The following is an 11,595-nucleotide window of genomic DNA, read 5'->3' as shown; positions in this document are numbered from 1 at the left end:
GCAGGCCTGGGAGTAGATGTACTTGGACGGGTATAACAAGAAAAATAATGCTTGCAGAAAGCGACTTTTCTCTAAATTCCATTTCTCGTTGAATGCAGCCGGACTGGCTTTATGCAGTCTCTGGCTGCAATCAACGGTCACTTTGGCCACACAACTACCGCTGCCAGATCCTTCGGGAAATCTCAGCAGAGACATTGAGAAGCAGAAAGAGCGCCTGGTTGAGCCTGAACTGAGAAAAAAGACGCCAACTGTGAAGAAGGATCAGGAGCCGGAAGCGGTTCAGGAAAGCGGTGGTCCAATGCTTCTTTTGCAGGGCATTCGCTTCACAGAATCTAGACACCTGTCCCGAGAGGAATTGCAGTCGCTGGCGGAGCCCTGGCTGGGCAAAGAAGTCAATTATCAGGATTTGCAAACCCTGCTTGGAGCTGTCAATACACTCTACAAGAGCAAAGGCATTTACACGGCTGCTGCAGTGTTTCCGGAACAGAAAATAGAGAACGGGTTGGTCAGTATCAGACTGGTGGAAGGTCGCTTTGGTGAACTGGTTTTTTCTGGCGAAGTGGAAGAGGATGACAGAGCGTATTTTCAGAAGTGGATCAATACAGACTGGCAGAAAGACTCCATCGATGTCGAAGCGCTGGAGCGGGATATCCTGTTTTATAACCGGGTTCACGGCCAGAGATTGCAGTCAGAGCTTAAGGCCGGTCAGGCGTTTGGATTGACCGATGTCGTTGTTCAGATTCCTGAATCGGAAGAAGGAGCGTCGCTCTATTTTGATAACCACGGCACTGAAAACGCCGGAGAAGAGCAGTTAAGTCTGCTCTACCAGAAAACGTCGGTGTTCAGCCACGGCGACAAATTATTGGGCTATGGTCTGACGTCTGATGGACTCAAGTCATTCAGCGCCAGCTACAACCGGGTCTTGGGCGAAGAGGGCTGGAGACTGGGAGGCAGTTTCCAGTACACCGACAGCGAGCTGGAAATCACGACAGTTGACGTCGACGTTACCGGTGACACGACACGTTACACTCTGGATGCCAGTTACCTGTTCTGGTCCGACATTGATGGCTGGCTGAACCTGCTTTTTTCAGCCAGCAGTACTCGTTCGGAAAACGCTGTTGCGGATGAACCTTTGTCGGACTACCGTAATGATCAGCTGCAGTTCGGGCAGGAATTGAATCTGCTGGACGACAACTGGCAGGTTAATGGCCGACTGCTGTTCAGCAGACTGCGCAGCAAGTCCATTCTGAATGACGATGTGCGCTACCTGAGTTTGTTGAACCCGAGCCTGACCCTGATCTACAACTTTGACTCGCCACTCTATGTGCTGTCTTCATGGGAGGCTCAGTGGGCCAGTGAAGCAACTCTGCCTTCGAGCCTTGGCTTTGCTCTCGGAGGGTTGTACAGCATTCGAGGCTATAACAACAGTGCTGTGACCGGCGACAAAGGCTGGCGTCAGCAGACAGAGCTGCACTACTCTGGCCTGTCCTATCGACAGAGCGCAATCGAACCTTTTGTCTTTCTTGATCATGGCGAGACAAGGATGCCCGGTTCCCACGAAAAACTCACCTCCGCTGGCCTGGGGACAAAAGTCTCTGCCGAATGGGGCGCTGTTGAAATCACTGCCGCCCAGACGCTCGAGCCGGTGGGTGTCTCAGGGAATGACTTTCGGGTTTATGCGCGGTTTAGTCTGACCAGCTGGGATTGAGGTGCTCTGATCATCAAACAGGTTGCCACGAGGTTGCCACGCTTGAGCATGGGAGCGAGCCATTATGACTGAATGGTCAGCAATCCATCATTAGTCTCTGTCAGAAATTGATTGATACGACTCCTGTTATTACTGATCAGGGATTCAAGAGCGGGTAGACGAGCGTTACCGATTTTAATGTGGATGACTTTAGGCGGTGGCCCGAACCGACTCCAGAAATCTACGAAGTCTTTATCTTTGGTTAATATGGCCTTATTGTGTGCTTTTGCGTATTCCCAGACCAGCCGATCCGGGGCTCCTTCACCCAGTGATTCGACTCTTGAGACAGCCTGCGTCCCTTTGTAATCAGCTTCTATTCTTGCTGCCAGTTTGTAAGACAGGTTTTCATCAATCAATATCACTACGCAGCATCCCCCTTAGCCAGATTTTGGGCGGCATAACCCAGGGCAGCTCGTATCTTGGTTTCATTCAGGCTGGGAAAGTCCGATATGATTTCGGCGAAGGACATGCCGGAACTCAGCATTTCAAGAATGCTTTCTACAGTGATCCGGGTGCCTTTAACGCAGGGCTTGCCTGTCATGACTTCAGGGTTGCATACAATCCAGATGTTACTGTCAATCACGTTGTATCTCCATTTATTGTGATTTTTCGGTAATTTTAGGCGTTGGGGGCGCTTTCAACAATGTGGCAAGCCATTTGACCCTGTATCCATGCCAACTTACTGAATTTTGAGCATAACAAACCAACACGCTGACCTACATGCCTCCGTTGCTAAGTGCCAGAATCTCAGGACTCCAGCACAGAAACCGACACTGCTTCCTCCGGGCCAATGCTGAGAAACCGAAAGCGGTATTCACAGTCTGCTGCTAACTGATAATTGGCTATTCCGTCTTTTGAGACAGTGTCTGCGTAAGCCATTGGCAGGCTGTCCTGACTGACTTCGGACGACAACTGGCAGGTTAATGGCCGACTGCTGTTAAGCAGACTGCGCAGCAAGTCCATTCTGAATGACGATGTGCGGTACCTGAGTTTGTTGAACCCGAGCCTGACACTGATCTACAACTTTGACTCGCCACTCTATGTGCTGTCTTCATGGGAGGCTCAGTGGGCCAGTGAAGCAACTCTGCCTTCGAGCCTTGGCTTTGCTCTCGGAGGGTTGTACAGCATTCGAGGCTATAACAACAGTGCTGTGACCGGCGACAAAGGCTGGCGTCAGCAGACAGAGCTGCACTACTCTGGCCTGTCCTATCGACAGAGCGCAATCGAACCTTTTGTCTTTCTTGATCATGGCGAGACAAGGATGCCCGGTTCCCACGAAAAACTCACCTCCGCTGGCCTGGGGACAAAAGTCTCTGCCGAATGGGGCGCTCTGGAAATCAGCGCCGCCCAGACGCTTGAGCCGGTGGGTGTCTCAGGGAATGACTTTCGGGTTTATGCGCGGTTTAGTCTGACCAGCTGGGATTGAGATGCTTTGATCATCAAACAGGTTGCCAGGAAGCCTCCCAAAATAATAAGAGGGTGTCACAGTAAAAAAAGCAGTGATGGAAATGAGTATCTATACTTGAGCGTTGGGTTAATTCGGGAATCTGATAAAGCGGAGTACTTCTCTTTCTTCTGCTATCTGATTGACGACATCTTGTCGTTAGTGTCGAGTGAGCTGGTAAAAATCCGACTGGTGACGTTCGTTTGTTTTTCTACAGATGGATAAATGGTGACTGGAATTTTTTATGTGACCTTGGTCTGGTTAAAGCAGCTTCATGATATTCCCGGGTTATAACATCAGAAGAGGCTTTTTTAGTTATGAAAGTTTTAATGGCTATTCCTGTTGGTTTACTCCTTTCCGGTTTCCTGTCCACAGCATCGGCAGCAGAAGTGACATTCAGAGATGAAACGGTGGGGTTAGGCTATGGCTTTAGTGCAGTAGCTGCAGGTTTTCAACATAATGCTTTTAGATATTTCAGGAAGGTGGGTGGCTTGAAGGCCACTTTGGACAGTTTTATTAAGTCTGGTGTTTATCTTCCCATCAGTACCAGTATCAGTCTCCAGAATGTGAACAATGACCTTCATCCCACTGATGCCAGGTATCCCAAGGGGACTGTGGCCTGGTCCCTTGATAGCCCCGATGTTTATAAGCCCACCTATACTTTCTCTGTTTTTGCAGGTGGCATATTTTATTATCCTGATGAGCAGCCGTATATGATTACACTGTCAGTGGATGGAAGGGATTACGGTCCAGTGAAAACAAACAGGGAGAGTAACTGGTCTCCCACTCGCTTTGAGAGAGTACCTTTCTCAGATAGCAGTGATGTGGTTATAACCCTGTCCCCGATAGCTCAAAACGAGCCTCAGAATAATGAACTTTGAGTCTCAAACATTCCGGACAGTTTTTCACTATCGGGTTCATTTCTTCAGGGTGTAGAGCCTGATTATCTTCACGGATGCATAACGAGCCAGAACCCTCGCAGCCTGTAGGACAGTCTTAAGTCCGACAGGCTGCTCGCCCATAACTAAGCGTGATGGGCGGGGAATGGCGCTTAACGCACTTCCGGAACAGCGCTGAGCAGCTTACGAGTGTAATCATGCTGAGGTCTGGTCATTACATCTTCGGTATGGCCCTGTTCGACAATTTTGCCTCCCTTCATCACCGCGACCCGGTGAGCGAGATGAGGAATGATTGAAAGATCGTGAGTTATAAACAGGTACGAGACTTGCAGCTCTCTTTGCAACTCCAGCAACAAATCCATGACTTCTGAGCGGATAGATACATCCAGTGCGCTGGTAGGTTCATCACAAATGATCAGGTCAGGTTCAACCGCAAGCGCCCGGGCGATGGCTATGCGCTGACGCTGACCACCAGAGAACTCGTGGGGATAGCGATAGCGGTGCTCAGGCTCCAGCTGGACCCTCTTTAAAAGCGATTCAACACGTTGCTCCCTTTCAGCTTTGCTCAGACCCATCTGCAGGCTAATCATACCTTCTTCGATAATGTCACCCACCGTCATACGTGGGTTCATGGAAGAATAAGGGCTTTGGAAGATGACCTGGATTTTTTTGCGAAGGGGCAACATTTCCCTGCGGGAAAGCGCGTGAATTTTCCGGTGGTTGTACCAGATCTCACCACCGGTCGCTTTTTCCAGGTTAAGAATGGCACGACCAGTGGTGGATTTGCCACAACCCGATTCGCCTACCAGGGCCAGCGTTTCACCTTTGGCGATGGAGAAGCTGATGCCATTAACCGCTTTGGTGTAATCGTGAACTCTCTGGAGGATTCCCTTACGAATGGGAAAGTGAACTTCCAGATTATCTACCTTCAACAAGGGAGTGGGATGGGTCTGAGGCCGGTAAGCGTCCATGTCAGGCAGGCTGTTAATCAGACGACGGCTGTATTCTTCACGAGGATTCTCAAAGAAATCATCACAGCTGCCTTCCTCAATGATCTCACCCTGATACATAACACCAACACGATCAGCGGTTTCACGAACTACGCCCATATCATGGGTAATCAACAATACCGCCAGGTCACGGCTAATGGTTAATGCTTTTACCAGCTCCAGAATCTGCTTCTGAATGGTGACATCCAGGGCGGTGGTGGGCTCATCCGCCAGCAGAATATCCGGCTCACAGGCCAGAGCCATAGCAATCATAACCCGCTGCTGCTGACCTCCGGACATCTGGTGGGGATACCAGTCTACACGTTTATCCGGGTCAGGAAGGCCGACTTCTTCAAACAGTTGGACAGTGCGTTTTCTGATCTCGTCACCGGTCAGATTGGTGTGTATTTTCAGGGTTTCTGCAATCTGGTCACCCACTTTTTGAACCGGATTCAAAGAGGTCAATGCATCCTGAAAGATCATGGCGATCTTTTTACCACGAACGGAGCCCATTTCCTGCTCGGTCAGGGCAAACAGGTTGGTATCATCTTGCCGGATTATTCCCTGAGTGATTTTCAGAGCATCGGGCAGCAGACGCATGATTGACAACGATGTTACCGACTTGCCACTGCCTGACTCGCCAACCAATGCAAAGACTTCACCCTTGTTCAGTTGGAAACTGACGCCTTTTAGAATCCGGGTATCGGGTTCATGTCTGAGGACAACATTAAGATTGGATACCTGCAGTGCCGGTTCTTTGCTCTCGGCCGTTTTGGCCATGTTCTCCCCTGAGGATTCTGTAATGCTCATATCAGGCAGCCTCCAAATGGGTTTTGGGGTTAAAGGCGTCACTGACGAGGTCCGAGAAAAGGTTGGCTGCCAGCACCAGAACAAACATCAGGGTAAAAGCGCCTGCAAGGTTCCACCAGACGGCGGGTACCCGACTGAGTTCTGCGCTGCTAGTGCTGATCATATTACCCCAGCTGTGCATTGAAGAGTCGACTCCCACACCGATGTAGGCAAGCACTGCCTCGGCCATTACCAGACCACTGAAGTCGAGAACAAATATGATCAGAATGATATGGGTAACATTGGGCAGAATGTGTTTGCTGATGATTCTGGCATGACTGACGCCGAAAGCATGGGCAGCCTGGACATAGTCAAGTTGACTGATTTTCAAGGTTTCCGCTCTGAGCAGACGACAGAGGGTGGCCCAGCTGGTAACTCCGAGAATAAAGCATAGGCCGATGAATTTGGCATCACCTTTTTCGAGTCCGGTACTAAAGTAATCAGGGTTCAGGTCAATCCATATCTGGAACAGCAGAGCGGAGGCTGCAATCAATAGAAGACCCGGAATAGAACTGAGAGTGGTATACAAATACTGAATAATGTCGTCTACCCAGCCTTTGAAATAACCAGCGGCTATTCCAAGGGAAATGGCAATAGGCATCATGATCAGAGTAGCCAGAGTGCCAATCAACATGGCGGTGCGAATACCTTTGAGGCATTTGTAGAGAACATCGTTACCTCCTTTATCTGTGCCCAGGATGTGATAAAGGCAGCCGATGTGAATCATCCAGGTGAGCAGGCAAATAATAATTGCCAGGGTTATATAGGCCGTTTTCCACGGGTAGATGCTGTTTTTACCTTTCATCCAATAGGCATGGGCAGCAATCAGAAGAGCACTGAACAACAGGCCAGTGAGAAGCGCCTGAAATGATTGCAGGGCAATATCCACAAGCCTGTCATCAGAGGATTCCAGATGCTTACCTGCATGTTTCAAGCTGGCATAATCCCGGTAAGTATTGCCTTGTTCATCTTGCATATTTTCCTTGGAGTATGATTTCAGTGAGAAGGGGGCTGAATAGGTTTTTTCCTTGTCCTCCCCCATTTCGCCCAGCACCAGATCCAGAACACTGTTTATATGACTGGAGTAATAAACGTCACTTTTATACTGACCTTCAAGAGGTTCGATCGCCTTGCGAAAATGCAGTGAATCCAGAACACCTATGACAATGTAGGTAAGAATAATCAGAAAGCAGGACATGCCCAGTCGGGAACGAAAAACTCTGCTCCAGCGTTCACGACTCTCGTTGTTGCGAATGATACTGACAATGAATGCGATCATGGCTGCCAGTAGGATAAACAGCAATGCATCACTCCATAAAATAACCGGTTTCATGGATGTTCTCCTAATTCAGCCTGACACGGGGATCGACCAGTGTGTATGAAATGTCAGTGGCAATCAGGCCTATGATGTAGAGTACTGAGCCAATAAACACCATTGTTCTGACAATGGCGAAGTCCTGGGATTTCAGGGCATCAATCATGTAACTGCCCAGGCCCGGGATGCCAAAGAAGGATTCCATCACCAGGCTGCCCATAAACAGCATTGGAATGACAATCACGATATTGGTCAGAATCGGGATCATGGTGTTGGGCAGAATGTGCCGGAACAGGACGCTGACTTCGCTTACCCCTTTTGCCCTGGCCGTGCGGGCGTAATCCTGATTCGCTTCCTCCAGGAACAGTGTCCGGTAGAGTCGGACTCCGGCTCCGGTACCGGCAATGACACCAATAACAACCGGAAGAATCAGAAACCTGAAGGAACCCAGTCCGGGCTGGAAACCCGACACAGGCACCAGGTTCCACAAACGGGTGACCAGATACTGGCCACCAATGATGTAAAACAGGTAAGAGACAGACATCAAGCCAACAAAAGAGACCACAAACACTTTCTCAAGTCCGGTATTGCGGATCATAACCACTAAAAGGGCTATGCTGATATTGACCCAGAGTCCGATGAGCAGTGTTGGCAGGGCAAACATGACGCTGGGCCACATGCGCTGGGAAACATCGCTGGTAATATCCCGACCGCTCTCCGACCGTCCAAAGTCGAAGCTGAAGAGACTGATGGATTTGTTGAAAAAGATGGTTTCTGTCAGTGCTTTCAGACCTTCTTCTTCGTGATTGAAAAACAGTGGCTGGTGGTAGCCATTCGTCTCTTTCCAGAGTTCAATGGCTTCCTCGGTGACGTATTTATCCCCCAGCTGAGCTCGTGCCATATCGTCAGGGCTGTTCACCACAAAGAAGAGTAAAAAAGTAATCAGATTGACACCAATAAGAATAGGAATGGCGTAAATCAGTCGTCTGATAATATAAGCAAGCATGGTAGAACGTCCTTAAACCTGAAAATTATTCTTCAGCTTTTTATTAGCTGTCGGTATTTATGACCAGCTTCTGGCGTCGTCTATAGGCGCGAATCGCAGGAATAAACAAAGCGACAAAAACCCCCATGCCTGCCACCAGAGGGACAAGATTGGGTTGGTTCCATTCAGCCTGTTTTTGTTTTCTCACTTCTGAATCGATCTTCAGGTATTTAAGGGTAGCCTTGGAGATGCCATGACGTTTGGTATTAGAAACCCACTGGTTATTCAGGTAATACTCTTTCGGGTATTCGCCAGTAAACCAGGGAGCATCAGCGCGAACCTGATCCAACATTTCGGCGATTAACCGATTTCGCTCAGGACCGGGCTGCATGGTCTTCATCTGCTTGAAAAGCCTGTTATAGCGAGGATTGTTATAGTTGGCATTGTTGTTGCCGTCACATTGACAGGCGACAGGGCTTTGAGGGCCATAGAGCAAGAACAGAAAATTCTCGGGATCAGGGTAATCGGCCAACCAGCCATAGGAGAACATTTGGTGGTTCCCTGTGCTCATTTTCTCTTTATAGCGATTCCAGTCTGTCGCTCTGAGTTCTAACTCTATGCCGAGTTTTTTGAGCTGGCGTTTTTGCCAGTCTTCACGGCTTTTGCTGGTGGCTTGGGCCTGGACATCCAGATAGAGCTTCAAAGGCTTACCTGTTTCAGCATCACGACCATTGGGGTAGCCCGCTTCAGCCAAAAGCTGTTTGGCGTATTCAAGGTCTTTGCGAACGGCCTTGCCATTTTTCCAGTCGTGGGTGAAGGGATTGATGCCTGCCTCTGCTTTCAGAGAACCTTCAATACCGGGAGGAATGGGCCCCATGAAAGGAATGGCGGAGCCGTTTCGGAATATTTCTATATATTCTTCAGAATTCCAGGCAATGGAGATGGCCTGACGCAGCTTTTGCTTTTTCGGGGAGTAACCACCCACCACATTGTCCAGCATATTGAAGCCCATATAGTAGACCGCAGGCTTAACATCCTGGGACAGAGTGATCTGTCTGTCTTGCATTTCGTCGGTAAGCTCTACACCCTCGGGGCCGATGGTCAAGGCCTGGTCAAAGTTTTGGGTGACGTTGCCGTGGTTTTCTCCTGAGCGATCGTAATATCCCTGCAGGAATTTGGTCCACATAGGCAAAACTTCTTTGTCCAGGCTGAAAATGGCTTTATCTATGAAAGGTACCTTTGCTCCGGCATCAGCAAGCAACCCTGCCTCTTTATCACCGGGGGCTCCTTCAGTGGGATAAAAATCATCCCTGAAGTTAGGATTTCGTTCCAGAATGATTTCCCTGTTAGGGTCATTTCTGGTCATCATGTAGGCACCTGTGCCGACTGGATACCAGTCCAGAGTCAGGTTGTTGTCTTTGAACCCGGGGTTGTTATAGAAGCGATCCGCCTCCCAGGGGACAGGTGCAAAAAAGTGCATGGCCAGCCAGTAAGAAAACTGGGGGTAGATGCCTTTTATAGTAATAGAGAAAGTCCGCTCATCAACTCTTTCCAGTCCCCTCATTTTGAATTCACGAAGATCCAGCCACCCGTCTCTTTCAACAGTTTTTAATTCCTCGGTCACTTCACTCATGCCGTCTATATACTGAGCAAGGAAGCCAATTAAGGGTGCTTTATTGTGAGGGTCGGCAATCCTTTTGATCTGATAGAGAAAGTCGTCTGCGTCCAGCCCCCGAGTTGCTGTTTGACCAAAGTCGGAAAGAGCTTTGTAGTTTACGGTTTCACTTTCATCGTTAAAGAGATAGACGTAATCGCCTTTACCGTTTTTGGCGAACGCCGGGTGAGGCTGATAAACAATACCTTCCCTGAGGGTGATGGTGTATCGACTGAAGGCAATGTCAGGGCTATCAAAAGTGGTCTCCTCGTGGTTGGCGTTAAGAAAACGAACCTCTGGCATGGATTCAGCCACCAGAGGTTGCAGTTCATAAGGCCTTTTCAGAAAGTGATAACCAAGAGGAGGCTCGTAGATCTGGTCGATCAGCATACTTTCATCAGTGCTGTACGAAATAGCCGGATCAAAGTGCTGGGGGGGGAGTTGAAAATTGGTGTAGTAGACAGTCTGGTTCTGATGACCAGAACTTTCCTGATGAGGATTATTCCAGGGACCTGAACAGCCCGTCAGCTGAGTGGTAGCTATGAGTGTGGCAGCCAGATATCTGGTTGCTTTCTGGTTCATAATAACTTCATCCCCGTTTTCTAATAATTGTTCGTCGATGTCAGAGTTACTGAGTCATTTTCAAATCAAGGCAGAGACCGCCCTCTGGAGGCGATATAAAGCTTGTACCAGTCTTCCCTGCTTAGATGAACTTCCATCGCCTGAGAGCATGCACGAATACGATCTTTATCCGTTGTGCCAATCACAGGCTGGATGCTGGCCGGGTGCCTCATCAGCCAGGCCAGAGCAATGGCTTCTCCGGAAGTCTGATAGTCTTCAGCCATCTCGGCAACCTGTTTTGCAGTGGCCTGAACGGCCGCTGGTTCCTTACTGGTATCTTTTCCGATGAACAGTCCCTGATCCAGACAGCCCCAAGCCTGAAGCTGAACGTTATTTTTACGACAGTAATCAATCATTCCCGGCGTAAAGCCAGTGTCGGCACTCTCACTCATGGCGACCAGTATCCCGTCTTCCACAAAGTCACAACGGGCAAGACTCATGGGCAACTGGTTGACGATCAAAGGTTGTTCGATGCAGGAGTGAAGGTAGGCGATTTGATGCTGGTTCATATTGGAAACACCAAAGTGTCGTACTTTTCCGCTGTCGTATAAGCGAGTAAACGCTTCGGCGATTAAATCGGGTTCCATCAGCGGGTCAGGGCGATGCAGTAAAAGAATATCCAGATACTCTGTACCCAGCCTTTCGAGAATGCCATTGACACTGAACTCTATCCATTGGGGAGAAAGGTCGTATCGACCGGGGTTGTCGTCGTCGGCAAAGCGAATGCCACATTTGGACTGGATGATCAGGTCCTGGCGAAGTTTTGGCTCCGCTTTAATAACGTTGCTGAATGCCTGTTCTGCTTTGCCCATGGTATAGATATCAGCATGGTCAAAGAAGTTAATGCCACACTCCAGTGCTGTATTCACGGCATTATGGGCCAGAGTGTGGTCGTGATCGGAAATAGGATTATTGTTCCACTCACCTCCCAGGCCCATACAACCATAAATCAGTCGGCTGGCTTTAGGAATGTGAATCTGAAGCGGGAAACGATTCATACTCAGCTCCCTTCTTAAGGACTATTCGGACAGCTCAAGGCTGTTCGGAAAAACTCATGGCTGTGTTGGCATTACTATGGCTGTTTGTTGGGTA

General features: G+C 49.1%; 11 protein-coding genes. 3 read left to right on the top strand and 8 right to left on the bottom strand.

Annotation, left to right across the window (positions count from 1 at the left end):
- The first annotated feature begins 22 nt into the window (after nucleotides 1-22).
- Nucleotides 23-1,708 carry a ShlB/FhaC/HecB family hemolysin secretion/activation protein gene (locus ACOJUN_RS04395; protein ID WP_422135458.1) on the top strand — a complete coding sequence of 562 codons (1,686 nt, stop codon included), beginning with the start codon at nucleotides 23-25 and terminating at the stop codon, nucleotides 1,706-1,708.
- Between the two features lie 62 nt (nucleotides 1,709-1,770).
- On the opposite strand, the gene ACOJUN_RS04390 is transcribed toward ACOJUN_RS04395, so the two are convergent.
- From ACOJUN_RS04390 to ACOJUN_RS04380, 3 genes are all read right to left on the bottom strand, one after another.
- Complete coding sequence (locus ACOJUN_RS04390; protein ID WP_422135457.1) at nucleotides 1,771-2,109, bottom strand: DUF5615 family PIN-like protein; 339 nt, start codon at nucleotides 2,107-2,109, stop codon at nucleotides 1,771-1,773.
- Entirely contained in the window at nucleotides 2,109-2,330 is a 222-nt protein-coding gene (locus ACOJUN_RS04385; RefSeq protein WP_422135456.1) for a DUF433 domain-containing protein, read from the bottom strand. The genes ACOJUN_RS04390 and ACOJUN_RS04385 overlap by 1 nt, the downstream gene beginning before the upstream one ends.
- A gap of 164 nt (nucleotides 2,331-2,494) precedes the next feature.
- Entirely contained in the window at nucleotides 2,495-2,710 is a 216-nt protein-coding gene (locus tag ACOJUN_RS04380) for a hypothetical protein (RefSeq protein WP_422135455.1), read from the bottom strand.
- Between the two features lie 13 nt (nucleotides 2,711-2,723).
- Here ACOJUN_RS04380 and ACOJUN_RS04375 point away from each other — a divergent pair, with 13 nt between their 5' ends.
- Together ACOJUN_RS04375 and ACOJUN_RS04370 are read left to right on the top strand one after the other, a co-directional pair.
- Nucleotides 2,724-3,173, top strand: coding sequence for a ShlB/FhaC/HecB family hemolysin secretion/activation protein (locus ACOJUN_RS04375; RefSeq protein ID WP_422135454.1), 450 nt, complete (start codon nucleotides 2,724-2,726; stop codon nucleotides 3,171-3,173).
- Between the two features lie 335 nt (nucleotides 3,174-3,508).
- Nucleotides 3,509-4,072, top strand: a complete 564-nt coding sequence (locus ACOJUN_RS04370; protein ID WP_422135453.1) for a hypothetical protein — start codon at nucleotides 3,509-3,511, stop codon at nucleotides 4,070-4,072.
- A 170-nt stretch (nucleotides 4,073-4,242) separates the two neighbouring features.
- Here ACOJUN_RS04370 and ACOJUN_RS04365 read toward each other — a convergent pair whose 3' ends face one another.
- The 5 genes from ACOJUN_RS04365 to ACOJUN_RS04345 all read right to left on the bottom strand — a co-directional run bounded on the left by ACOJUN_RS04365 (nucleotide 4,243) and on the right by ACOJUN_RS04345 (nucleotide 11,501).
- A complete protein-coding gene (locus tag ACOJUN_RS04365; RefSeq protein WP_422135452.1) occupies nucleotides 4,243-5,889 on the bottom strand; it encodes an ABC transporter ATP-binding protein in 1,647 nt (548 codons plus the stop codon).
- 1 nt (nucleotide 5,890) lies between these two features.
- Nucleotides 5,891-7,261 carry an ABC transporter permease gene (locus tag ACOJUN_RS04360; RefSeq protein WP_422135451.1) on the bottom strand — a complete coding sequence of 457 codons (1,371 nt, stop codon included), beginning with the start codon at nucleotides 7,259-7,261 and terminating at the stop codon, nucleotides 5,891-5,893.
- Between the two features lie 10 nt (nucleotides 7,262-7,271).
- Nucleotides 7,272-8,249, bottom strand: coding sequence for an ABC transporter permease (locus tag ACOJUN_RS04355; protein WP_422135450.1), 978 nt, complete (start codon nucleotides 8,247-8,249; stop codon nucleotides 7,272-7,274).
- Nucleotides 8,250-8,292: 43 nt separating this feature from the next.
- Nucleotides 8,293-10,464 carry an ABC transporter substrate-binding protein gene (locus ACOJUN_RS04350; protein WP_422135449.1) on the bottom strand — a complete coding sequence of 724 codons (2,172 nt, stop codon included), beginning with the start codon at nucleotides 10,462-10,464 and terminating at the stop codon, nucleotides 8,293-8,295.
- Nucleotides 10,465-10,529: 65 nt separating this feature from the next.
- The gene (locus ACOJUN_RS04345) at nucleotides 10,530-11,501 is read right to left on the bottom strand and encodes an aldo/keto reductase (protein ID WP_422135448.1); all 972 of its coding nucleotides are present in this window, start codon (nucleotides 11,499-11,501) and stop codon (nucleotides 10,530-10,532) included.
- Nucleotides 11,502-11,595: the final 94 nt, after the last annotated feature.

Source organism: Endozoicomonas sp. ALD040, from assembly GCF_049275945.1.
Taxonomy (GTDB): Bacteria; Pseudomonadota; Gammaproteobacteria; order Pseudomonadales; family Endozoicomonadaceae; genus Endozoicomonas_A.
Note: the sequence above shows the minus strand (reverse complement) of the source record. Positions and strands in the feature narration are given on the sequence as shown.